Here is a 21,783-nt window from a genome sequence, read left to right on the forward strand (position 1 = left end):
CTAAGGTTTAGCCCATTCTGACTCCTGACACCTGAATTCTTTCTTCAGAAATTAACAGCAGCCACCACCGCTATAGTGCCAGGTTGAATTGGTAACAATTATTTCTGCTGGCTTTATAGCCGCAAGTTTAGCGGCGGTTTTATCACACACTGCTGCGGGAATACCTAACTGAAGTAAATGACCTGCTGAATCGTCAAAGAATGGCTCAGAACCAGCATAAATTGCTGTTTTACCAGTGAAAATGCAAGCACCATCTTCTGGAATTACAACTTTAAAAGAAACAGAATCAAGACTCTCTAAAAGTAGATTTTCTTCTAAATTATAAGTCCGGGAATCTAGTAGACGGTAAGGACGACGAGCGCGAATTTCAACTTGACCAAAGCCAGCATTTGTAATCCGTTCAGTATACTCTTGATATGTGAGTGCGCCTGATAAACATATCGCTCTGAGTCGCTCATCTTGTTGAAGATGTGCTGGAATTGGACGACTAGCAATTGGATCGCTCATCTGCAAGCGTCCACCTGGTTTTAATACCCGATATGCTTCTTTTAAAGCACGAGTTAAATCTTCTGGTTCAAAGATGTTGAAAAGGCAATTCTGTGCGACAATATCGACGCTAGCATCAGCAACGGGTAAGTTAAAAGCATCACCTTCGCGGATTTCTACAAAGCTGGTGTCGAACCAGGAGTTTTCTTGAGCAGCAATTTGCAAATTACGTGCGGCTGCTTCCCCCATAGCCTCAACCGGTTCAACAGCAATTACACCACTTGCATAGCGGGAAAAATAAGCAAATTGCAACGCTTCTAAGCCACCACCAACGCCGACATATAGCACAGTCGGTTGGTTTCCCAGTTCAGTGGGGTGAACAGTGGTGCCACAACCATAGTTCATTTCCTGCATCAGCAAAGGAATTTTCAATCCTGGTAGTTGCAGGGGCGTACTTTGCACACAACAAAGTCCAACTTGCGGGGTTTGGGCAACTTCGCGGTAGAATTGCGCTGCTGTTTCTAGATAGGTCATGCCATTTTGGATTTTAGATTTTAGATGATCACAGCTTTGTGCATCCTAGTATAATTAACTCTGAGTTGGATAAGTTTTTGCTGAGATTGTCAAAAACCCCAAATCTTCCTATAATTGTGGGTTTTGGGGACTGAGGGAATAAGCAAAAATTATTGAATATGATTCCGTCTACGATTTAAACTCAAGTCTTCAAATTCTAAAACAGATGCCGCAGATATTTGGTGGCTTCTTTGCAGGTGAGTGCCAACTCTGGCTAATAATTCATCAGCGCTGAAGGGTTTAATAAGGTAATCATTAGCACCAGTGTCTAAGCCTGCAATGCGATCGCTCACTTCATCTTTGACGGTTAATAAGATTATCGGTACTTTATCAACAATACTTCGCAAGCTGCGGCAAATTTCCAATCCAGATAAACCAGGCAACATCAAGTCTAAAATTACTAAATCTAGATGTAACTCACGCGCTGCGGTGAGTGCAGTTAATCCATCATAGGCAACACTGACTTGATAGCCTTCATAATTCAATTCCAATTCGATAAATCGTGCCAATTTGACTTCATCTTCAACCAATAAGATGTGCGTCATGATGATGTTAATGATTTTAGCAGGGTACGGTAAGCAACAATCCGGTCTGGAAACACTTTAGCCAGATGCCAGCTACTCAATAGCCAAACATTTAATTAAGTGTAGGTTAGCTTAGTATAAATCTGAGCAAGTAACAACCGTAAGTCTGCAATTAAACTGTTGTGCAGCTTGATCAAAGAACGATTCAATCCGCTATTAGCAATAAATTGCGACATCTTCACCGCATTCATCAGCAAAATAAGCTAAAACACATCTAATTTGCATATTAAAATTTTCTCAATATCTTGTGGGGTGGGCAACATGAGCGCCTTGATTATGCAACTTAAATGCCGATTAGCTTAACAGAGCGCTTTAACTTTGGTTCTCTACAAAGATAAGGAACTGACAAATAAAAAAAACATCCCAAATTTTTTGTGGGATTGGTGTCCCCACCCGTCCCAGATTTAGGGCGCTCATGTTGCCCACCCCACAAGATGGATAATTTATTTCTTGTCAGTCCCTAACCCTACAAAAAATCGGTATTACAACCAATTCAGAACCGCTATAGCGTTTCCTAATCATAGAAGGTACATCTTAGCCCCCTCTCGAAGAGCGGGGAGGGGGTTGGGGGTGGGGTTCTTGTACCTCACTAAACCGAGAACCGCTATAGTTAACTTTTGTTGTTAACCAACTTTTTGGAGGCGTAGCTAAACTTACCCTAAAAAAAAGCATCAAGTTTTAAGGAAGCTGCGAAAAATAATGACTAATGACTTTTTCAGTAATAAAAAGCTACTTTTTGATCGATGGGCACCAAGTTATGACTGGCTCTTTCCTTCAGTGTTTTATCGAGCCATTCACAAACGGTTGTTGGAGTACGTCGATTTACCAGAGCCAGCAAATATACTTGATATCGGCTGTGGTACTGGAGTGCGATTCGTTTAACCTAAATGAGTAGAAATACTCAGGGACGGTTAGCTTGGTTCATAGAACCATGACAACTGAATGACCATGTAGGTGCAAATCCTACCCCGCAGGTGCAGCGGTGACAGCATCTTCCCTACGATAGCGACTAGCCATCAATCCGTAAAGCGGGAAGAAAAGGAGTCCTAACTAGCAGCCTAAGCTGGTTCCCTCCAAGCAAGAATCCATGAGTAGCGCAAGCGAAGATACGTTTTTAACCATCGTCACGCAGAACCAGCGAAATAAGGCTATATGCGCTGGAGCCAAAAGGCAAAGGATAAGGACTGGCAATTCCGATTTGACCAGTATGCACTCCCAAGAAACCCGGTGGAGAGTATCAACTCTAAAGATTCAACCAATGGTCATTCGGAACGAAGTAACCTATCGTTCTCTCTCAGTTAGGTCGATAACTGAGTAGGTGCTAACCGCATGGGGCGATAGGCAGGATTGAGTCAGAAGCGAATGCCCCACTGTAATGGTGAGGATATGCAGACGGACTCACGATGATTTGGAATGTAAAGTCACAAGTAGCAATAAATATGTCTAAAACGCGACAAATCAATCCCTTACCAATGGAAGCAGTAGTTCAACCGGACAAACCAATTCCAACGACAGAGAAAGCATCGTGGTCAATTACCAAGGTATCTGTAAGGGCACAGATATCTAAAAGTTTATGCCAATCTGCTTGGGAACGAGAAAATCTTGAGGCTTCGAGAGCCAAAACAGCCCCCACCTCTCCTAAACCAACAGCAGCCATTAGTCGATGAAAATCCTCACGTCCCGTTGTGGTTTGCCCACTTTTACCAAGGTCACTATCCAAAACTGATATTTGACTTTTGTCCCAACCTAAGACCAACGCACGGTCAGCCAAAGCATACTGTCTTTCAGTACTTTCACGGTGTAGCTCTATCTGACTTAGTGTAGATTGTCTCAAGTAAACAACTGCACGGCGTTCCAAATGGATCGTTCTAATTTTACTATTCATCTGGTTTACTCCTTGCGATCGCCTCGTCGAGACTTTGGCTTCTGAGTATCTTGTCTACTAACTGTGCTGTTAGCTTGATTAGACGACTTAGCTTTTCTGAGTTTTCGGGTTGAGCGGTTGGTAGTAGATGCTTTTGTCTCATTATTGTTTTTCCTGTGTTCGACTCCTTTATTTTCAGAAACACAAGAAAATTCTTTCCGAAAAGATAGCGATCGCTCTGCTACCCATTCACTCAATCGCAGTAGTTTCTCAGGTAAAAACTTCTCAACTCTTTGGGTTGTCTTAGCTTGTTGTGTCCATAGGTCAGTTTCCGTTGCTCTTAGAGATAAAAATCCTCCCAATGGACTTTCCACAGTTACTTTAGTCTCCTGCCCTACTTTACGAATTTGTAGTATTACAAGTGACTGACCATACAGTGGGTGTATACGTGCTAGAAGTTGATCATATTATCCCTAAATCGCAAGGTGGTAAGGATGATTACAAAAATATTCAACTTCTACACAGACATTGCCATGACACAAAAACTGCCAGCAATGGCAGTAAGGGCATCAAAGCCGTAATAAACAAAAACGGTGAATCTGACTGTAATAGCGTCAAGCCCAGCCCCAAGGTGGTTAGAGGTACTCATAACAAGAGCCAAGTCATTGAGGAGCCAGATGATGCGAAAGTGTCACGTCCGGTTTTGAAGACGAGCGGGACTTGTGAGAGTCTCGCTTAGTTTAATCCAAGATGGGGTAAGCTTTTTAAGAAGTGATTTCCACCATCAAATTGGTGAAATAACTATGGTTCTGCTGCTAGTTTTAATCTAGTTTGAACGAAAAATCGTCGTTTCAGACACTTGAAAATTTCTTAGCGTACAAAAAACCTTTTTTGGCACGGTGATGCCAAGCACAGTGTTGCAGCTGTCCACAAAGCACCACTACCACCAATAACCAAACACCATTTAGCGATCGCTACTCCTGTGGCGTGAAAAGTCCAACTCACAAAAAAAGTAAAAATCTTTTTTCTGACGAGTAAAGTTTCTTCTCTGCGTTGCAATTCTTGTTGCAAAACCTCTGCTAAGTCTTTAGGAAGCGCTGTATCTGACGCATACACAGCACCTTCATCACTTTCACTCAGTTCTTCTAATTCCTCTGACAGCATAGGGTAGTGTCACTATATTTTTACTAGAATCCGAGGATTGCCCGTTTAATTTTGGCTAGTGATTCTACAAACCCTTCCCCTAGATAGTTTTTCTGGGGTATTAATTCGGGTTGCGATATATCGCCATATTTCAGTAGGTGGTCAGCAACTCTATCTTTTCTTGCCAAATCAGCGTCAATTTGTCGGAACTCTGGTTTATTGCTTGCTTCCAATAGACGAGTATCGCCATCAATCCGCATCATGTGTTGGTCAATGTAAGCATTAAGCTTGATGTAGTCAATTGTTTGACTGTGGCGGATTACTTCAGTTTGCTTAGATGTAGCGAATGTTGCTGCTAGTTCTTTGCGATCGTTTCCATAACGCTGATTAGCAAGCATTACCTCAGCCGAGGCTCTATCAATTGCGATTGATGAGGTAGCAGCTTGCTTAATAACTTGAGCAATACCAACATTTAAATCCTGTGTTCCCTGAATTGTTGAAAGTGCAGCCGCCTGAACTTTAGGCATGAGTTTAGTAATTAATGCACCCTCACGCCCCATTTGTCCTAGCTTTTTCAGTGATGTTTCATCCCCTTCACAGCACTTAATTAAAAAAGCTGGGTCAATTCCAAAGGTACGTTGCATCCTGGATTGGATGCGTCTACCTTTAGTTTTCATGTGGTTTTTTATATTCATTCCATACCTCAGTTTGTCTGTGATATTTTTTCAACTGTTGGATTTGACGATAGGAGTAGCGATCGCTCATCATTTTTACGCTCCAACTGCACCCAATCATTAGCCAGAGAAATGCAACGATTAGCAGTGCAACTCTACGCTGAATTGTTTGAAACTTTAAGGCGTTCGAGAGTAGTAAAGACTGAGCTTTTAAAGTCTTGTTGTGATTGCTCTACATCACGCCCAAACTGCTGCAATCCTCTAGAGATATGCTGCGATGTATCCTCATTGTTAGACTGAACATGGTTATAAACCCGCCCAAACATTGCATCGATTTTTTGTATACCTTCCTGCTTTTTGTGGTCAGCGTAGGCACACAATAAGTTTTCAGTTTGAGTGAGAACATCATCTAATGTGGTGTCAATACTATCAATTTGACCAGCTACATACTCAATATCAGAAGTAGATAACTGAAGTGACATTTCCACGGCTTTAGTACTCACGATGCCTTGTAACTGCTGCTCAGTCAAAACAAGGCTAGATTCAGGCATATTGTCACTTTCGTTCACATCATTCTGATTCAAAACGCCAGTTTCTACAATCGGCGAAACCCCGGCAACTGACTGGCTCTCTAATAGGCTGGACTCTTGCTGAGTTGTTAAAGACAATTCACCTTTAGAAAAATGGTTAACAGCCTGATTGAATTGTTCATCAGTGATGCTCTCAATGTTAAAACCTTGAGAATCAAAATACTCTTTAATCTGTGTAGGAGTAGGAGTATAAGAGTTACCGCCAGTAACTCTACGCTTGTAGAGAGAGTTGTAAACTCGCCTTACTCCAGATGGTAAACTAGCCATTGTTTCTATTCTTCCTTGTATCAATGAATTTCCAAACAACTGCTCGATAAATCACAGCAAACATTATCTCAGTTGAATAACAGGTTGATTTGTTGTATTTAGAGCCAGATTGTTTAAACCATCTATAAATTGTCGAGATGTCTGGTCGAATTTCCTGAGTAATTAGCAATCTGATAAATTCTTCACCAGCTATAAACTGAGGTAGTAAATTTCTAGCTTTATCAACTGCCACTAAAACTTAGTGGTGGTGGTATCTCAACCCCTGCATTCTTTAAAGCATCCAATAATTGAATTACTCTAACTGCCAGTTCTCTGGGTGTGGCTTTGTTGGTATTCCACTGCGAAACCACTCTAGGACTTGTCCCAAGTGCGATCGCTGCTTCGGCTTGTGTTGGGTAGGATGCGATCGCATTAAGCACGTATTCCCTTTTTTCCTGCTCTGGACTCATAATGTTAATTGCCTCCAAGTCTATTTGGATGGAACTGCCTACGGGTGGGAGCGATCGCGTCTTTGCCGGGGCGATCGCTTTAACTTTTGTGATTTTATCACTATAGCCTCAGATTTGGGGCAAAAATAGAGTAATAAGCGGTAGTTGTGCTGTATCTTAAAATTAATGGCCAAAATAGACGTAACAATTCCAGATGACCTTAAAGAAATGCTACAGGAATTGGCGGATGATACTGGACAGTCCTTATCAGCAGTCGCGGCAGACTGCATAAAACTGGGAATTTTAGACTTCATTGAGTCTCGTACCAAGATGGAAGTTTATAGAAAACTCCGCCGCCAAAATCAACAGAAGGGAGAATAATATGCCTATACCAAGGACTATCGAGCAATTACAACAGTTTCTAGAAACTCATGAGGATTTTGGTAAAATCAATGGTCAAGAAGTGGTAAGCATCCGCGAAGATGTAAAGGAACTACGTAATATTTTTGTTCCTAAAGATACTTACTACAAGGCAGTTCTTAGAGGAACAGTCTTAACCTATTCCAAATCCCAAATAGCAGAATCTGCGCTAACTCTGTTTCTGACAGACGAATCGATTTATAGTAGGCAGATTATCCCCAAGCCAGCAGATTCCGGCTGGTACAATACTGAATTCCCTGCCTTTGTCCCAGCCAATACCTATGAATTAGCTTGTTCTAGAGCAAGAGAAATCGGTTTTAGTGAATCCGATTTGCTAACCTATGCTTTGAATTTATTTGCAAGTAATCCTGGAATAAATGGGATATACAATGCTTACATTGAAAATTTATGCAAACAGAACAACGTCGAAGCCAACTACGTTGAATTAAAAATTTTGGGCTGGTTAAAGTATCAAGCTCGGAAAAAAAGGCTTGAACTTTCGTTGGCTGCTGGTGAGTTTATTGATCGCGGCAAGTTACCATGAGCAACAGTTATGCGTAGCTTGCCGCCGTAGGCATCGTATCTGCACTCAACTAAAATGACACCAGAACAACGCAACCAACTAGAGCATGTATTTGTTGTTAAACTTGCAGCCTATGAGAAGAAAGGAAGTTGACCCTTCCACAATTCACTCAGCAGCCGAAACAAATCCAAGGCTGAAGCGTTGGCTAGAACTATCAAGAAAGTTGCTTGATGCAGTTGAGCAGGTAATTTCTTAGAGGAAAAAGGCGATGCCTACGGCGGGCAACTCTTGGAGACGCTACGCGAATGCCTACGCGTTTTAGGGTGCGATCGCTGCTGCTCTCAACTAGCAATTTTCTTAGAGGAAAAGGGCGATCGCGGTTATGATAGCGATCGCTTTCATATAAAAGAGGTATTTATGAAGTATAGTATTGAACTTTTAGACGAGACAACCAAGTTAGTTTCTATCATTGAGCAACAGCTTGATTGTTCATTTGATGAAGCTTGTGAAGTAATGAAGACTGTTTTTCGTAAGATAAATAATGATGAAATTGAGGTAGATAGTTCTTTAAAGTTATTGTTACCTGATTTTCTACAAGAGGTAAGAGATGCTGATGCTACTCTTAACTAACAATTCTTCTTAGAGGAAAATGGCGATCGCATTCAAATAAGCGATCGCCTTTGAGTTGGGATAGTGCGAAGGTAGCTGCATCCAGGGGCAAACTAAACTGAATTTTAGCCATCAATCACAGATGAGCATCAAAATTTCTTCGTTGCTATGCAAAGGCGGTCAGGCACTTTTCTTACACAGATAAGTATTAGAACTGGAGTTTAGACTAAAAGCGATATGACTGGAGTTTAGACTAGATAGCCAATTGAAAGGAAAAAAATAGGGGGTATGATTGAACACAACCCCCCTGTTAGTAGGAGCTGATAAACCCCGTACAAAGTGCGTGAGCGGTTATTGTCTAAGCCATCACTGAAGATTAGCTGTATCTCTTGCTGAGTAAGAACCTTGGCGCGACCATGCCGATTGATTTTCATTGCTTGACTGTTGACCCTGTAATCCACAGCCTACACAGTGGTAAATTTCAAGTTCGCATTCCTCCAGAGCATCACCGTAGATTAGCTATAGAAGCAGCAGAGCAAAATGTTAGCTTAAATCGCTATGTAAGCCTTAAACTTGCTTGTTAAACAGAATACACTCTGTCCGTTTCAACCCAATGCTTCACAAAATCCCTGTCCTAGAAGCCATTTAAAGGCACTTAGGCAGGGATTTAAAGTATTAGGCATTGAGCCGAGATAAGTGTAAAAACCTGCAAGATGGTCTGGAAACCCCTACCCTATCTAGATTTCAAAGATTTCCGGCGGTAGATTGTAGCAAAAACCAAAATGATGACACAGAAAAACAAACAACCAAGAATTTTGAGCATAATTACTCAATTATCTCATCCCAGAAACTTTCTTCACTTACCCCTCCCCCAACCGCTAGATGCGCCCCGTTCAAAACATTCAGTATCTTTGGTACAAGCGCCAAATACCCAATTCAAAACTAATTTGGAGATCAAACGTTACTATGAGCACAAAAACCCCAAATACCCAGCCGCCGATGCCTGGCTCGGAACTTTTCATTCATAACGTCGACGCCGCGCCCGCCTATTGGTGGCTAGACACCCTGTGGATCGTCCTCGCGTCAGCCAAGGACACGGGCGGTCGCTTCTCCATGATGGAGGAGTTAGCGCGGAAGGACTCGGGCCCAGGGCCGCATAAACACACCTGGTCCGACGAAACCTTCTACATGCTCGACGGTGAGATTACCTTCCTGATCGGCGACGAAATCAAGACGGCGCGAACAGGTGACTTCCTCATGGTCCCGCGCAATACACGGCACGCCTTCCGCGTGACTAGTGAAACCGCGCGTTTCCTCAACGGCTACACGCCCGCCAGCCTTGAGGCGGCCCTGGTGGAGTTCGGGACGCCAGCAACCGAACGCGTTCTCCCGCCGAAGAATGCTTCCGCGATTATCAAGATGACCCCTGAACTTCTGAGCAGGTATGGCATGGATATGTTGCCCGGACCCGATCCTCTGCGTCCTGAGGGGGCTGGCCTAGCCGCCTGATTGGCGCTCGACATTCAGGCACCCCAAGATCGACGCAGGCATGTCGCTTGCGGATCGGCTGATCTACATTGTCAGCTCATCATTCTTGACCATCTGCTCCTTTAGCATTTATGGGCAAGTTAAGAAACTAAGAAAACAATCATTGTAATAATTCTTTGCAGCGTGTCTCAATTTGCACGTATCCCGGCTTACCCCCAGTTAGTCGTGTCGTTAAGGTATAAATTTTGTCCAATATGCGGAAAGCCTTATAAACCGAGCAGTCAAAAACACTAAAACATAGATACAGCAAGTGTTTCCAGACCATCTTGCAGGTTTTTACACGTATCTCGGCTCAATGCCTATTAGAACGCTCTCAACACCCTAGAACACTTCCCAACACCCTAGCAGCTTGTCGGAATAGTAGTTTTAGGTTTACTAAAACCATTTTTTCATGAAAATATTGCAGGAACTTTTGTAAAGAAGTGGCGCGTTTTGCATAAAACTTGTGCGCTTGACAGTAATAAGTAAGTACAGGTGATATTTAAAAAGGAAACATTACTATGCTTATTAGCTGCCTTAGAATACCCGCAGCTTTTGTCGGACTGGCTTTACTATCTACTATGGTTAGTGTTCCTGCGTTTGCCAAAGAGCAAACCAAACTTCAAGTTGTTAAACCACTGACAATCATACAAGGCTCAATCGGTATCAATTCCAGCGGTGTTTGTATTGGTGTTGATGGTGGTCCTTGTTATCCGCCAAATACCCAGACAACTCGCTTCATTGTAATTCAAGGTAAGGTAATTAGCATTGAGGGTCGGACAGCAACGGTTCGCACACCTGACATTAGACCTGTGTGTCAACCAGGTCGGCCTTGTCCACAGTACATCATTGCCGGGGTGACGTTTACCGTTGATACCACTTTTGCTTTGTTTGAGTCCGCAGATGGCACACTTGTCTCCGACTCGCTTACGGTAGGAGAGTCAGTCGTAGTTGTGGGTAGAGTTGATCGTACTGCCTCCCCCTTACAAAATCGGGTACTGCAAGCCCAAATTGTGGAACGGGATGCCGATTGAAGAAATAGAAACTCAGGGCACACAAAGCGCTTGCTTGCTATCTTCCCCGAAAAAAAATCACTCTCCTAAATAGAGTTCCCTGCACAACTTTTGTCAGGGTCAAAGCCAATTGGCTTCGCTTAAATATGCTGATATTGCAGTAAAAAGTAGGCGGCTCATAGTGTTGTACTGCGATCGCCTTTGAGTTTGAGTTCAGGAAAAGTAATGTCTGCGGCGGTAAACTACGCACCCATCACCAATGCACCAGCACTACAAGCTGGGTCAGGGGAGTCAGGAAAGCGATCAGTTTCTTAGAGGAAAAGGTAATTCAGTTGTAATGCTGCGATCGCCTTTTTGTTTAATATCCTTAAAAAAAGTATTGCTCACATCTAGGTAATGTCTAGGTAAAACTGGAACTGAGCGCGTCGTTATTGATCATGATAATTACCTTGATTCATTTTGGAGTGTATGAGTGATGGTGCTTTGCCCAGCCAGAGGTCATCTCTTCTTAGGCTGCACCAACGCTATCCTCTAAGAAAATGCCCCAAGATAAGTAGTTCTGATAAATCCTATCAGGCATTCTTTGTCAACTAATATTGACCATTTGTAACAATATTGTTAAATTAGTTTACATAAAGTAACAAATACAGGAAAACATTATGTACACCACAGTTAACGAAAACGGCGTTATCAACAACTACGCTTCTGAACCCCAGCTTTACTACGCTGAGTATCCCTCACCAGAGCAACAAAATCGTTACAAGTTTCAAGCCGCAGTTGCCACCTTGCTAGTAACTGCTATTGTTTTGGTTGCCTTTGGTGTTAGCTAAGATTTTTGGATGGTGACAAGCGGTGAAGCAATACCCAAGATTAATTCACAACGCTGGCGATGCCTGCGGCGGTTCGCGGAGCGACCATCGCAAAGCGCCGACAATCACGGTTCGCCATCTGGTACAAACACTGTAACCCCTATTTTTCCGTTCCGTCTTTTTTCTAACCGCCTATAAAATGAGCGAACCAGGAGTGATCAACGCCTGAAATTGTTCATCTGAACGAATATTATCAAAATCTGAGTCAGTTTTCGCCATATCTTGGTATTGGTTAGGACTCATATTGGGGTCATCGTGCCGAAACGGGAAAATCGTACGCTAAGAAATTTAGATAATCGCCCAAAGTATTGTCCAGAGTGAGTTACAGCTTCTTAAATTTGAAAATTTTTGATTTTTTAAGTTAAAAGCTCTGAAGTGGCATTAATCATTGCCAAAAATAACCATTTTTGGGCAAGTTGTTTACCTGGAATAGCCTAGAAAGCTTATTATACCGTTACCAATTTCACTTCTCCCAACTATCGTTTATGGGCAAGTTGGTTTTGAAGCCAATTCTGAAGGATAAGCAGATAAATTCCATTAACCATTTGCTGGAAGCAAAGCACAGTAAGCGTAAAAAACTTGACTTCTAATTTGTCGCTGCGGTCAAATAATTCGTCGCTCTACATATCCCCAATTCCAGACTGAAATTATTTTTCTATATAGCCACCAGCGTAGTCAATTACGCAGATTGTTCTATATACTTTGTGAGTTCCATAAGCAACACCAGAGACTTTAAAAGCGCCGTTAAAAATGTTTTTTCGATGACTGCGATCGCTTACACCATCATCAATAATTAATTGGATGACGATATCTTCAGCAGTGTTGAAGCCATAAGTGATATTTTCACCTGCGGTTGTTTGCCATGTACCATAGCGATTGATGCGAGTAAAGGGGTTGCTACCATCGCTACCATCATGACCTATGGTGCCTTTTAGTTCTTGATCTTTAACATGGTCTTTTGCTCCTAAAAACATACCCTTAGATGCACTCAATGCTCCCACAGGAGGTGCTGATTTCAAAAATGCGATCGCCTCATCAACTGCTTTGACTCCTTCTTGAGTTTGCCAATAGGTATTATTAGAAACTTTGACTAGGTTCCCCTCAAAGCGCTTTCTATAGTTTTCCACAATCGGGAGGTATGCTTTAGGATTTGTTCGTACCTTATTTGTTTCAACAATTACCTGTTGTTCCAATTGTGAAAGGTAACTTGCGTTTGTTAATAAAGTCGAACTAGTTTCTGGAACTACTGCTGGGTTAGAGTTAGCCATAGACGGGTTAAATTGAAACAGTTTATCTGAGCAACCGAATATCAATGCAATTGACAAAAATACCCAAAATTTCAGGCGATGCATCCATTACCTCACAATTTTTCTATGGATTAATGCCGGTGAATTAGAAAAAATAAATCTGTAAACGCTTCTGTGGCTTGTTTCCACCTATCTTGCCCCTCATGACAGCTTCGCTAGATCCACCCCAATTTTCCCCGTTTTGGCACAGTCAGAGAATCATGGACACGGGAAAAAACAATCAAACCAGCAATGCCCTAGCAACTTGGGTTACTCTAAAAACCTGTACTGCCACTGAGGTTGCCAATCCGGTTATGATGGTGCTTGGTGATGAATTTTCCTACCACATCATCAGACTTGATATGCTTATTTGAATCCTCTTGTGAGGTGTCAAAGTTACAAGCGATCGTGCTGTAGTCTACTGTGGCGGTGCCATAGCTAGAGTTAGAGTTGTAAATACCGCCACCCTTGCCTGACTCTTCTCCACCAGAACTGAGTTCGATGCCGAAAGCTTTATTGTGCCTGATAGTGCTGTTGCCCACCGTTAGGTGGAAATTATTGTATATGCCACCGCCAAAGTGTGCCTCATTGCCACTAATGGTACAGTTACTCACAGTCATAGTAGCAAAATTGTAGATGCCGCCGCCGTTGCTGTGATTGCCCTTTGCAGCGTTGTCACTAATGGTACTGTTACTCACAGTCACAGTACCATTTTCATTGTAGATGCCGCCGCCAAAGCTGGAGCCACCGTTTGCAGTGTTGTCACTAATGGTACAGTTACTCACAGTCATAGTAGCAAAAGTACCATTGTAGATGCCGCCGCCACCACCGCCAAAAACAGTGGCCTTTGCAGTGTTATCATTAATGGTGCAGTTACTCACAGTCGCAGTACCATTACCATCATTGTAGATGCCGCCGCCGTTGCTGTAATCGCCCTTTGCAGCGTTGTCACTAATGGTACTCTTACTCACAGTCGCAGTACCATAATTGTAGATGCCGCCGCCACCACCGCCGCTGATGCCGCCGTTTGCAGTGTTGTCATTAATGGTGCAGTTACTCACAGTCACAGTCGCAGTAGCATCATTGGCAATACCGCCGCCGTAGCCGTAATCGCCCTTTGCGGCGTTGTCATTAATGGTACTGTTACTCACAGTCGCAGTACTATCATTGTAGATGCCGCCGCCAAAGCCAAAAACACCGGCCTTTGCAGTGTTGTAACTAATGGTACTGTTACTCACAGTCGCAGTCGCAGTACGATCATTGTAGATGCCGCCGCCAAAGCCAAAAGCACCGGCCTTTGCAGTGTTGTCATTAATGGTACTGTTACTCACAGTCGCAGTACCATCATTGTAGATGCCGCCGCCTAGTCCGTAGCCGTAGCCGCTGCGCTCATCGCCCTTTGCAGTGTTATCACTGATGGTACTGTAGTAAACTGTGAGCCTGCCCTTATTGTAAATGCCGCCGCCTTCGCCGGAGCTACCGTTTGCAGTGTTGTAACTAATGGTACTGTTACTCACAGTCGCAGTACCATCATTGTAGATGCCGCCGCCAAAGCTGCGGGAGGTACTGTCTACAGTGTTGACACTAATGGTGTTGTCACTAATGGTACTGTGGTTAAGTGTAAGCCTGCCCTTATTGTAAATGCCGCCGCCGTAGCCGGAGCCACCGTTTGTAGTGTTGTAACTAATGGTACTGTTACTCACAGTCGCAGTAGCATCATTGTAGATACCACCGCCGTCGGCATCTACAATGATGGCGTTTCCAGTGTTGCCACTGATGGTGCTATAGTTGACTGTGAGGCTACCACCATGATTGTAGATGCCGCCGCCCATGCCACCGATGTTTGCAGTGATACTGCTGTGGTTCAGTGTGAGGCTACCAGTGTTGTAAATGCCCCCACCGTAGCTATCGCCATAGTTGATAGTGTTAGTATTATTGTTGTATAATGCAGTATTGTCACTAATGGTGCTGTAGTTCACAGTGAGGCTGCCAGTATTGTAAATACCGCCGCCGTAGCTACCAGTGCCTATCGTCACGGTGTTGCCCTTGATGATGCTGTTGCTCAGTCCAAGGAAGCCTTCATTGAAGATACCACCGCCTCCTCCTGTGCCATCGTAGCTATTGGTAATAGTCAGCCCGTTGATTGCAGCTGTTACACCTTTGCCAATATCAAAAACACGGTCAGCAGTATCATCCTTAATAGTTAGTAAGCTCGGATTTGTGCCTTCAATGGTCAGGCTATCTGTGATACTCAGACCACTACCAGCCAGACTGATGGTATGAGCCAGCCCATCAGTAAATAGTCCCCCAAAATTGATGATGTCTTTCCCTGTCAGGGCATTGGCATCTAGAATTCCCTGCCGCAGTGAACCTGCCCCACTGTTGTTAGTATTAGTGACGGTAAATGTAGACATTCAGATTACTCCTATTTTTTGACGTTGTATAAAAATTCATATCTTGACTTTTGTTCATACTACTACGAGTCTGCAAGCATTTTTTCTACTGCTACCATCTGTGAAACGTCAAAGTCAATTTCAGTAATCGCAAAGTTTTCTCAAGGACGATCATCGATTAAATTCTCTGTACTTGGTTTTCCCAAATTCAGTAGACCGAAAAGTTTTGCGATCGCTATGTAATAAATAGCTTTTTAAGTAAATTCTTACTTAAAAATATGTGTTTTTAAATACTAGTGGTGAACTGCTAACTCGTAATTGATATATAAGTAAAAGTAATCATTAACTAAAAGCAAATTTGGAAGCACAATCATGTTGAGACACTGTTTCAGAAAATTTTGTTAAGGAATTGCGTGACAATTAAGCTAGAGGAATATCTGGTTTGGCTATGACTGCAACTACCCCAGTTCTAACTGATAGTAAAACTTTGAATGAAGTAGTTAACTGTTTAGTAGAAAATGTTTCAATTAAAACTCAAGGCAAGTGTGAACAACAAAATATATTTGAAATTTTAATTCGAGCAGCTACTCAAAGAGATAGTATTGAAAATACTACTAAAATTTTGAATAATGTTCCTACAATTAACGATATTCGTTATCATTTAGAGAAATATTCAGACCTTGCTTCTTTAGAAAAGCATTTAAATGAGGCGCTTCAAAGCCGCCTGCCAAGCGGAATTCGACAAGGACAACAAAAAATTGCCATTGACTTTAATTTAATTCCTTATTATGGTGAGCCATCGCCATTAGAAGCGCCATATATTTATAGAAGTCAAGCAAAAAACGGTACTTGTTCTTTTTATGCTTATGCCACCTTGTATGTAATTAAAAAGCATAAACGAGTAACGTTATCCATTAAAGCTGTTCGGCAGCAGGATACTTTAGTTGCAATTATCACTTATCTTCTAGCGCTGATTGAACCAATTAACTTGAAAATTGAGCGCCTTTATTTAGATAGAGAATTCTTCTGTGTACCAGTGATTAGATGGTTACAAGCTTTGGATATACCCAATGAAGATGCCAGCTATTATTCGAGGTAAAACTGGAGGAACTAGACAATTAATTAGAGGTAGGCGTAGTTATAAAACCTCTTACACCTTGAACAGTGATAAATATGGGTCAGTTACGTTTCAAGTATGGATAGTTTGTACATACAAAAACGGTAAAAGAAGAGCGCATGGGCGTGAGTTCTTTATTTATGCAGTCTATAAAGTACAGATGTCTTTACATCTCATACATGATGATTATCGCCTTCGTTTTGGGATTGAGAGCAGCTACCGGATGAAAAACCAGTGTCGGATTAAAACTACTATCAAAAATCCTACCATCCGTTTTCTATTTGTAGCCTTATCCTTTTTAATTATTAACATCTGGATTTATCTAGTTTGGCATTATCTCAGCCGTTTAAAAAGAAGTTCTAGACAAGTTCTTTCTCACCTATTTACGCTCAAACAAATGCTTGAATTTTTATGTCAAGCCGTAGACCGCGAGTATGGCGTAGCCTGCGAAGTTTGTTTACCATCTGGCTGATTTTGGTCGTTTTACCACTCTTTCTATAAGTTGAGCTTATAACTCACTTCTCGAAATCAGCTTTTGTACATTCCTGAATAAACGGTATCACAGACTACTTTTTTTTAGCGATCGCAAAACTTTTCGGTCTACTGACTGTGGATCAAAACCTGGCTTTGCAATATGACGCGCTTAAAGCAGCAAGTTGCGAACGCATCTTTGAGGATAAGGTAAGCGGCAGCCGCACCGAGCGCGTTGGGCTTAACCAGGCAATGGATATGCTCAGGAAGGGCGATACGCTCGTGGTCTGGAAACTGGACAGGCTGGGGCGTAGTGTCAAGCAACTGGTGGATATGGTGCAAAGCCTGCATAAACAGGGTGTGCAGTTCAGGAGCCTGACCGATGCCATAGATACCGGTACAGCTTCGGGGCGGTTTTTCTTTCATGTGATGGCAAGCCTCGCAGAGATGGAGCGGGAACTGACCATAGAGCGTACCCGTGCCGGTCTGCGCAAGTTTATCACCTAAAATAAATATAACAGGAGTTAATGCTTTTATATCCTTGAGTAAGTCTGTGCGAGTGTGAACAGATAAGATGTGAAGTGTTTCTCGCCAGTACTCAAAAAGTGGAGTTTTTTGTATTTGTGAAAGTTTACCAGCCAAACTGCTTAGGACAATGACGCGATTATCCTGAGACTGAATCTCCCTAGCAGCAGCCAGTGCTTCTGGTAACAATTCTGGCAGAATAGCCGCCAAACTACTTAGGGCTTTTGCGCGATACCTCTGGTAACAATTCTGGCAATTTATCAGTTAATCTACGTAGGATATGGGTACGATTACTCTCATGCGGAATCTCCCTAGCAGCAGCCAGTGCTTCAGGTAACAATTCTGGCAATTTATCAGCCAAACTAATTAGGGCATCGGCGTGATTCTGCTCATCCGGAATCTCCCTAGCAGCAGCCAGTGCTTCAGGTAACAATTCTGGCAATTTATCAGCCAAACTAATTAGGGCTCTTGCGCGATTCGACTTATCCGGAATCTCCCAAGCAACAGTCAGTGCTTTTGAGAGTCCTAATTCTTTTAAGTTTGGTGGTAAATGATTGGCTAGCTTAGTAAGCGAGTATACTTTCTGTATTGGATTCGGGCTTTGTAGAACGTAAGCAAGTCCTTGTTCGGGAGTCCATACATTTTTTTCGATCAACGCCAGAAGCAATTTAATTGGTAAATTAGCTGCCAGACTATTAAGGGATGCAATAATCAAAGCATAGCGACACTGCAATCCAATAACTTGAGGTAGGGTTGCGAGAGTCCAGGTGGATTCTGCCAATTGCCAAGCACGAGCAACATCAGTTACAAAATTGGCAGTTTGTCCCAAGCGATCGCACGCCTCATACCAACCATTAGCTCCTGTTTTTGACTCCTCCCGCAATAATGAATGAATTTCTTCTACCTTTTCAGCTTTTTCCAAATGCCAAACTAGATGCTGATGGATATAACCATCATTGGGCAGGGTATGCCACAAACTATCTTGGGTTTTTTGTCGGTATTTCTCCATAAAGGTGGCATGAGCATTAGTAAGAGTTATACCTAACCCTGGTAAATCGCCTTCGGACTTTGGGTTTGGTGGAGCGGTTAACAAATTACGTGCAAGGTCATGAAATAAGTCATGTAAACGGTAGGTTGGTGTGCCATCTGCCAAAGTAACTCCAGACAATAACAGTGCTTTATTTTGCAAATATTGCAATGTCTTGGCAGTATCACGTACATCCATTTTCCACAAAGTCGTTGCCATCATCTTAGTTATGGTGACATCTTCCGGTAATACTCCCAACCAAGAGAAATGCTCCTGCTTTTTTTTAGGCATTCTCTTGACACTCAAATTTAATGATGCTGTTAAGCTGAAGCGTTTTAAAATGGCTTCATCAGTAATTTCTTCTGCTTCTGGTCGGTCAAGAGTTTTTAATCGGGCTATCTCTTGCTGAAAATCTTCTAACAATTGAGTCCAAGTTGTACCACTAGCCACTTCAGCAGCTACCAATTCTAATGCTAGTGGGAGATAACCAATGGCTTTGGCTAAATCGGACGCTGACTGATGTTCTGCACCAGTAATCGCGCGTCCTAACTTCTTAGTTAACAGTTCTATAGCCTGCTCTGGTGTCATGACATCTAGGCTATAAGTGCTTGCTCTTAATACATGAGCGATCGCAGCGTCACGGGTTGTTACTAAAACTTGACAACGCGCTCCACCAACATTAAAAGCTTGGGCATCTTCTGTATTCCAAGCATCGTCTACTACTAGCAGCACAGCTTTGTCATACAGCAATGTGCGTAGTTGAGTGGAAGCAGCTTCTACGCTAGTGGCTTTGAAATTGTAATCGTCCAATGCCTGTACCCAGCCACTAAGCAGGGATAGAAGATTAGGCTGCTGACCTAATGTTGCCCAGAGAATACCGTCGCAAAAGTGAGTTTGTACCTCTTGATCGTGCGCTAAAGCCGTTGCGAGGGTAGATTTACCAACCGAACCCAAGCCATGAATGGCAGTCACTACCAAAGTACGCACATCATTCGACTGTGTAAGCAAACGTTTTTTTAAGTCTTGACTATATTCTGGACGGTCTACATAGTAAGTTGGCAGAGGTGGTGCTTGGAAGGGTTTGCCAGTTCGCTGTGCAGTCCCAAAAATTACCGTATCTGCTATTATCTGCCCTACTTGATTAACTTGACTCTTTTCGTGCGCTGTGGTTTCAAGGTTGAACTTATCTGAAGGATTAGAGTTGTTTGCTTCTGCCATTGCGGATAACAAGTATTACTTACAGGGGATGTTTACAATCCGCTCCTACTAAAAATTCACCTCGTTTGCTTGAATTTTCCCTACTTGCTTAAAAGTACTTTGGTCGTAGGACTTACCGCTCATCTGAATATTGTCACCTGTTGATTGTATTGCCGATTCTGCTAAAATTTTGGCAATTTCTTTCAATGCTTCCGCTAAATTTAATGGTGGATTAGCGGATGCTTCTGCAACCAATTCCTGCACAGCTTGATTTACTTCAGGATGAGCAATAGCAGCAGATTCTACCTCTAATACAGCTTGACCATAATCAAGTGGTTGAGAGGGCGCTTTCTCAATAGCAACTACAGTATGGGGAGAGTGTTTTTTCAGAGTTACGAGAAACTGACCAGTTTTATCCCATAAAGTTTCGCCTACTTTTTCGCCTGTTTTTTCCAAAGCCTTAGTCGCAATCACAGTCCCAATGGCGATCGCACCAGCAGTCAATGGCTCCATATTGCTACCTCTTTTGCACGGCATCTTATTTATTACTACATGGTTAGAGTTCTAAATTCCACAATCTCCGCAATCGAAATAAAAAACTTATAACTGAAGTTACGGATCTTTTGTAATGCGCCATTCTGCGATTGGGCTATTTCGAGGAATAAGAACCTCAAAGTCCTAATCTTTCGTAACCGTTCCGGGGCTAGAAGAGCGATCGCTCCCCAGCTGGGCATCAGGCGATCGCTCAAGTTTCCTCTCTACGAGACGCTCTTCGCGTTCGCTTGAAAAATGGGCAGGCTACATAACCTCTCACCGATGCCCGCTTCCTCAATTACTGCACCGATCGCCTATTCCTTCAGCGTGTAGGTGGTCGCTACCGCTTCATCCACAAACTACTGCAAGACCACTTCGCCCAAATGGAGTTTAAGCACAATGTTGACTGAGAAAGAAACTACACTCTTGCCATCGCTCCCCAGCAAATACAAGCGATCGCTCCCGACCATCGCCCCCACCAAATCAAGAGAGAAAAAGTTGCACCCCAACAGCGATCGCTTCTTTTGGGTAGGCATCACATTTCACATTTATTCAATCACCATCACTAGATAGCGCCAGAATCCTACAAGTTGAGTAAGTGCGATCACCTCCGACGGGCGGTTACGCTATTGCACAAGAGTATCTGCTTTCAACTGGAGCTTAATTCCTTAAGTAGATGAGAGAAATCATTAAAAATGCATATACTGCAATTATCAAGCAATGAATTTATTAGCTCCTAGTTTTAGACCTAATAGGAGCTTTTTTATTTATTATCCATTTCAATTAGGGGGTATATCACCAGAAGTAACAGCATTCATCCTCAAGGCTATTAATAATTGGTTCTGTTGGTAGATTGAATGTCAATGTTGGGATTGCTATTGTTTATTTGTCAGTAAAAAACGTCTATCGAATTAAAACAATGAATATTCTTGCTTGGATTGTTTTAGGTCTAATTGCTGGTGCGATCGCAAAGGCTATCTACCCCGGTCATCAAGGCGGCGGAATCTTAGCAACAATCTTATTAGGAATTATCGGTGCTTTTGTTGGTGGTAGCTTGGGTGTATTCTTCAGTACAGGAACCTTGACATTAGCCGCCCCCACACTCAGCATTCCCGGTATTGCAGTAGCGGTTCTTGGCGCAATTGTCGCTGTTTTCTTGTGGAACTTGCTGAATCGTCGCAGTGCTGTGTAATCAATTAAATTGGAATCAATTAATCCTAAAAATCAGGGAATTCATTTCACTATATTTTCTCCCTGAATTTAATTAAAACAATAGCGCTTACCTATATTTAGGTAGGCGCTAATATTATTTTATTGGGGTGCGATGCGGTTGAAGCGAACGCGCTACTCGCGTCTCGCGGAGAGGAAATCGACAAAGGAGCGATATCTGCGACGGGTAACTTTTGGAGACTCTCTGCGCGTTCGCACCCATAAAGTAAAATCCCCACACTTGAGGCAGGGACTACAGGCTTACTCTAAGCAGCTATTAATGGTTAACTAAGATACTTTCGGTTGCTGCCACAGGGTCAGCTTCAAAACAGAGCAGTAAAGGCTCTTTATCTCTAACACTGCTTCAAAATACTTACCTAAACTTAGCCAAAGCTGAGAATAGAGATTTCTTCCTCCTTCATCCAAGGTAGTCGGCTACAACAGTCCAGAGGCG

General features: G+C 42.7%; 25 protein-coding genes and 3 pseudogenes. 13 read left to right on the forward strand and 15 right to left on the reverse strand.

Annotation, left to right across the window (positions count from 1 at the left end; all coding sequences use genetic code 11):
* Positions 1 to 51: 51 nt before the first annotated feature.
* Together arsM and V7K97_RS04340 are read right to left on the reverse strand one after the other, a co-directional pair.
* Complete coding sequence (gene arsM, locus V7K97_RS04335; RefSeq protein ID WP_334799458.1) at positions 52 to 1,020, reverse strand: arsenosugar biosynthesis arsenite methyltransferase ArsM; 969 nt, start codon at positions 1,018 to 1,020, stop codon at positions 52 to 54.
* Between the two features lie 155 nt (positions 1,021 to 1,175).
* Positions 1,176 to 1,604, reverse strand: a pseudogene (locus V7K97_RS04340) (response regulator transcription factor); the annotation flags it as partial.
* A gap of 738 nt (positions 1,605 to 2,342) precedes the next feature.
* On the opposite strand from V7K97_RS04340, the pseudogene V7K97_RS04345 reads away from it, so the two are divergent.
* Positions 2,343 to 2,510: pseudogene (locus V7K97_RS04345) on the forward strand (SAM-dependent methyltransferase); the annotation flags it as partial.
* Positions 2,511 to 3,129: 619 nt separating this feature from the next.
* Here V7K97_RS04345 and V7K97_RS04350 read toward each other — a convergent pair.
* Together V7K97_RS04350 and V7K97_RS04355 are read right to left on the reverse strand one after the other, a co-directional pair.
* Complete coding sequence (locus V7K97_RS04350; protein ID WP_334799459.1) at positions 3,130 to 3,528, reverse strand: recombinase family protein; 399 nt, start codon at positions 3,526 to 3,528, stop codon at positions 3,130 to 3,132.
* A 5-nt stretch (positions 3,529 to 3,533) separates the two neighbouring features.
* Positions 3,534 to 3,881 (reverse strand): hypothetical protein, encoded by a 348-nt coding sequence (locus tag V7K97_RS04355; protein ID WP_334799460.1) that lies wholly within the window; start codon positions 3,879 to 3,881, stop codon positions 3,534 to 3,536.
* Positions 3,882 to 3,928: 47 nt separating this feature from the next.
* Here V7K97_RS04355 and V7K97_RS04360 point away from each other — a divergent pair, with 47 nt between their 5' ends.
* A complete protein-coding gene (locus V7K97_RS04360; protein ID WP_334799461.1) occupies positions 3,929 to 4,246 on the forward strand; it encodes an HNH endonuclease in 318 nt (105 codons plus the stop codon).
* Positions 4,247 to 4,377: 131 nt separating this feature from the next.
* Here V7K97_RS04360 and V7K97_RS04365 read toward each other — a convergent pair whose 3' ends face one another.
* From V7K97_RS04365 to V7K97_RS04385, 5 genes are all read right to left on the reverse strand, one after another.
* On the reverse strand, positions 4,378 to 4,671 hold the full coding sequence (locus V7K97_RS04365) for a hypothetical protein (protein WP_334799462.1): 294 nt from the start codon (positions 4,669 to 4,671) through the stop codon (positions 4,378 to 4,380).
* A gap of 23 nt (positions 4,672 to 4,694) precedes the next feature.
* Positions 4,695 to 5,345: a hypothetical protein gene (locus V7K97_RS04370; protein ID WP_334799463.1), complete on the reverse strand. Its 651-nt coding sequence runs from the start codon at positions 5,343 to 5,345 to the stop codon at positions 4,695 to 4,697.
* Positions 5,346 to 5,479: 134 nt separating this feature from the next.
* On the reverse strand, positions 5,480 to 6,181 hold the full coding sequence (locus V7K97_RS04375; RefSeq protein WP_334799464.1) for a hypothetical protein: 702 nt from the start codon (positions 6,179 to 6,181) through the stop codon (positions 5,480 to 5,482).
* Positions 6,174 to 6,413 (reverse strand): hypothetical protein, encoded by a 240-nt coding sequence (locus V7K97_RS04380; RefSeq protein WP_334799465.1) that lies wholly within the window; start codon positions 6,411 to 6,413, stop codon positions 6,174 to 6,176. The genes V7K97_RS04375 and V7K97_RS04380 overlap by 8 nt, the downstream gene beginning before the upstream one ends.
* The gene (locus tag V7K97_RS04385; protein ID WP_334799466.1) at positions 6,403 to 6,630 is read right to left on the reverse strand and encodes a hypothetical protein; all 228 of its coding nucleotides are present in this window, start codon (positions 6,628 to 6,630) and stop codon (positions 6,403 to 6,405) included. Before V7K97_RS04385 ends, V7K97_RS04380 begins: the two co-directional genes overlap by 11 nt.
* Positions 6,631 to 6,795: 165 nt before the next feature.
* Here V7K97_RS04385 and V7K97_RS04390 point away from each other — a divergent pair, with 165 nt between their 5' ends.
* From V7K97_RS04390 to psb34, 8 genes are all read left to right on the forward strand, one after another.
* The gene (locus V7K97_RS04390) at positions 6,796 to 6,990 is read left to right on the forward strand and encodes a ribbon-helix-helix domain-containing protein (protein ID WP_099102778.1); all 195 of its coding nucleotides are present in this window, start codon (positions 6,796 to 6,798) and stop codon (positions 6,988 to 6,990) included.
* 1 nt (position 6,991) lies between these two features.
* Entirely contained in the window at positions 6,992 to 7,573 is a 582-nt protein-coding gene (locus V7K97_RS04395; RefSeq protein ID WP_334799467.1) for a hypothetical protein, read from the forward strand.
* A gap of 112 nt (positions 7,574 to 7,685) precedes the next feature.
* A complete protein-coding gene (locus V7K97_RS04400; protein ID WP_334799468.1) occupies positions 7,686 to 7,808 on the forward strand; it encodes a hypothetical protein in 123 nt (40 codons plus the stop codon).
* A 32-nt stretch (positions 7,809 to 7,840) separates the two neighbouring features.
* Positions 7,841 to 8,182 (forward strand): hypothetical protein, encoded by a 342-nt coding sequence (locus V7K97_RS04405; protein ID WP_334799469.1) that lies wholly within the window; start codon positions 7,841 to 7,843, stop codon positions 8,180 to 8,182.
* Between the two features lie 395 nt (positions 8,183 to 8,577).
* Entirely contained in the window at positions 8,578 to 8,745 is a 168-nt protein-coding gene (locus V7K97_RS04410; RefSeq protein ID WP_334799470.1) for a toxin-antitoxin system HicB family antitoxin, read from the forward strand.
* A gap of 382 nt (positions 8,746 to 9,127) precedes the next feature.
* Positions 9,128 to 9,670 (forward strand): cupin domain-containing protein, encoded by a 543-nt coding sequence (locus tag V7K97_RS04415; RefSeq protein ID WP_334799471.1) that lies wholly within the window; start codon positions 9,128 to 9,130, stop codon positions 9,668 to 9,670.
* Positions 9,671 to 10,209: 539 nt separating this feature from the next.
* A complete protein-coding gene (locus V7K97_RS04420) occupies positions 10,210 to 10,722 on the forward strand; it encodes a hypothetical protein (protein ID WP_334799472.1) in 513 nt (170 codons plus the stop codon).
* Positions 10,723 to 11,360: 638 nt separating this feature from the next.
* The gene (gene psb34 / locus V7K97_RS04425; RefSeq protein ID WP_334799473.1) at positions 11,361 to 11,531 is read left to right on the forward strand and encodes a photosystem II assembly protein Psb34; all 171 of its coding nucleotides are present in this window, start codon (positions 11,361 to 11,363) and stop codon (positions 11,529 to 11,531) included.
* A gap of 171 nt (positions 11,532 to 11,702) precedes the next feature.
* Here psb34 and V7K97_RS31895 read toward each other — a convergent pair whose 3' ends face one another.
* The 3 genes from V7K97_RS31895 to V7K97_RS04435 form a co-directional block, all read right to left on the reverse strand.
* The gene (locus V7K97_RS31895) at positions 11,703 to 11,813 is read right to left on the reverse strand and encodes a TPR end-of-group domain-containing protein (protein ID WP_442938894.1); all 111 of its coding nucleotides are present in this window, start codon (positions 11,811 to 11,813) and stop codon (positions 11,703 to 11,705) included.
* A gap of 404 nt (positions 11,814 to 12,217) precedes the next feature.
* Positions 12,218 to 12,922 (reverse strand): CAP domain-containing protein, encoded by a 705-nt coding sequence (locus V7K97_RS04430; RefSeq protein ID WP_334799474.1) that lies wholly within the window; start codon positions 12,920 to 12,922, stop codon positions 12,218 to 12,220.
* A gap of 209 nt (positions 12,923 to 13,131) precedes the next feature.
* The gene (locus tag V7K97_RS04435) at positions 13,132 to 15,270 is read right to left on the reverse strand and encodes a beta strand repeat-containing protein (RefSeq protein WP_334799475.1); all 2,139 of its coding nucleotides are present in this window, start codon (positions 15,268 to 15,270) and stop codon (positions 13,132 to 13,134) included.
* Positions 15,271 to 15,697: 427 nt separating this feature from the next.
* On the opposite strand from V7K97_RS04435, the pseudogene V7K97_RS31900 reads away from it, so the two are divergent.
* Both V7K97_RS31900 and V7K97_RS04450 read left to right on the forward strand, forming a co-directional pair.
* A pseudogene (locus V7K97_RS31900) lies at positions 15,698 to 16,838 on the forward strand (ISH3 family transposase).
* Positions 16,839 to 16,975: 137 nt separating this feature from the next.
* On the forward strand, positions 16,976 to 17,344 hold the full coding sequence (locus tag V7K97_RS04450; protein WP_334799478.1) for a recombinase family protein: 369 nt from the start codon (positions 16,976 to 16,978) through the stop codon (positions 17,342 to 17,344).
* A 229-nt stretch (positions 17,345 to 17,573) separates the two neighbouring features.
* Here V7K97_RS04450 and V7K97_RS04455 read toward each other — a convergent pair whose 3' ends face one another.
* The 3 genes from V7K97_RS04455 to V7K97_RS04465 all read right to left on the reverse strand — a co-directional run bounded on the left by V7K97_RS04455 (position 17,574) and on the right by V7K97_RS04465 (position 20,659).
* Positions 17,574 to 19,607, reverse strand: a complete 2,034-nt coding sequence (locus V7K97_RS04455; RefSeq protein WP_334799479.1) for an NB-ARC domain-containing protein — start codon at positions 19,605 to 19,607, stop codon at positions 17,574 to 17,576.
* 48 nt (positions 19,608 to 19,655) lie between these two features.
* Positions 19,656 to 20,099, reverse strand: a complete 444-nt coding sequence (locus V7K97_RS04460) for a hypothetical protein (RefSeq protein ID WP_334799480.1) — start codon at positions 20,097 to 20,099, stop codon at positions 19,656 to 19,658.
* 380 nt (positions 20,100 to 20,479) lie between these two features.
* Positions 20,480 to 20,659 (reverse strand): hypothetical protein, encoded by a 180-nt coding sequence (locus V7K97_RS04465; protein WP_334799481.1) that lies wholly within the window; start codon positions 20,657 to 20,659, stop codon positions 20,480 to 20,482.
* Between the two features lie 380 nt (positions 20,660 to 21,039).
* Between V7K97_RS04465 and V7K97_RS04470 the strand changes: the two genes are divergently transcribed.
* Complete coding sequence (locus V7K97_RS04470) at positions 21,040 to 21,312, forward strand: GlsB/YeaQ/YmgE family stress response membrane protein (protein ID WP_334799482.1); 273 nt, start codon at positions 21,040 to 21,042, stop codon at positions 21,310 to 21,312.
* Positions 21,313 to 21,783 lie beyond the last annotated feature (471 nt).

The sequence above is a fragment of the Nostoc sp. genome (assembly GCF_036917815.1).
Lineage (GTDB): Bacteria > Cyanobacteriota > Cyanobacteriia > Cyanobacteriales > Nostocaceae > Nostoc.

Coding starts and splice junctions, on each gene's coding strand:
- arsM (WP_334799458.1), bottom strand. CDS start 1,020: ATGACCTATCTAGAAACAGCAGCGCAATTCTACCGCGAAGTTGCCCAA.
- V7K97_RS04350 (WP_334799459.1), bottom strand. CDS start 3,528: ATGAATAGTAAAATTAGAACGATCCATTTGGAACGCCGTGCAGTTGTT.
- V7K97_RS04365 (WP_334799462.1), bottom strand. CDS start 4,671: ATGCTGTCAGAGGAATTAGAAGAACTGAGTGAAAGTGATGAAGGTGCT.
- V7K97_RS04370 (WP_334799463.1), bottom strand. CDS start 5,345: ATGAATATAAAAAACCACATGAAAACTAAAGGTAGACGCATCCAATCC.
- V7K97_RS04375 (WP_334799464.1), bottom strand. CDS start 6,181: ATGGCTAGTTTACCATCTGGAGTAAGGCGAGTTTACAACTCTCTCTAC.
- V7K97_RS04385 (WP_334799466.1), bottom strand. CDS start 6,630: ATGAGTCCAGAGCAGGAAAAAAGGGAATACGTGCTTAATGCGATCGCA.
- V7K97_RS04390 (WP_099102778.1), top strand. CDS start 6,796: ATGGCCAAAATAGACGTAACAATTCCAGATGACCTTAAAGAAATGCTA.
- V7K97_RS04395 (WP_334799467.1), top strand. CDS start 6,992: ATGCCTATACCAAGGACTATCGAGCAATTACAACAGTTTCTAGAAACT.
- V7K97_RS04400 (WP_334799468.1), top strand. CDS start 7,686: ATGAGAAGAAAGGAAGTTGACCCTTCCACAATTCACTCAGCAGCCGAA.
- V7K97_RS04410 (WP_334799470.1), top strand. CDS start 8,578: ATGCCGATTGATTTTCATTGCTTGACTGTTGACCCTGTAATCCACAGC.
- V7K97_RS04415 (WP_334799471.1), top strand. CDS start 9,128: ATGAGCACAAAAACCCCAAATACCCAGCCGCCGATGCCTGGCTCGGAA.
- V7K97_RS04420 (WP_334799472.1), top strand. CDS start 10,210: ATGCTTATTAGCTGCCTTAGAATACCCGCAGCTTTTGTCGGACTGGCT.
- psb34 (WP_334799473.1), top strand. CDS start 11,361: ATGTACACCACAGTTAACGAAAACGGCGTTATCAACAACTACGCTTCT.
- V7K97_RS31895 (WP_442938894.1), bottom strand. CDS start 11,813: ATGAGTCCTAACCAATACCAAGATATGGCGAAAACTGACTCAGATTTT.
- V7K97_RS04430 (WP_334799474.1), bottom strand. CDS start 12,922: ATGCATCGCCTGAAATTTTGGGTATTTTTGTCAATTGCATTGATATTC.
- V7K97_RS04435 (WP_334799475.1), bottom strand. CDS start 15,270: ATGTCTACATTTACCGTCACTAATACTAACAACAGTGGGGCAGGTTCA.
- V7K97_RS04455 (WP_334799479.1), bottom strand. CDS start 19,607: ATGGCAGAAGCAAACAACTCTAATCCTTCAGATAAGTTCAACCTTGAA.
- V7K97_RS04460 (WP_334799480.1), bottom strand. CDS start 20,099: ATGGAGCCATTGACTGCTGGTGCGATCGCCATTGGGACTGTGATTGCG.
- V7K97_RS04470 (WP_334799482.1), top strand. CDS start 21,040: ATGAATATTCTTGCTTGGATTGTTTTAGGTCTAATTGCTGGTGCGATC.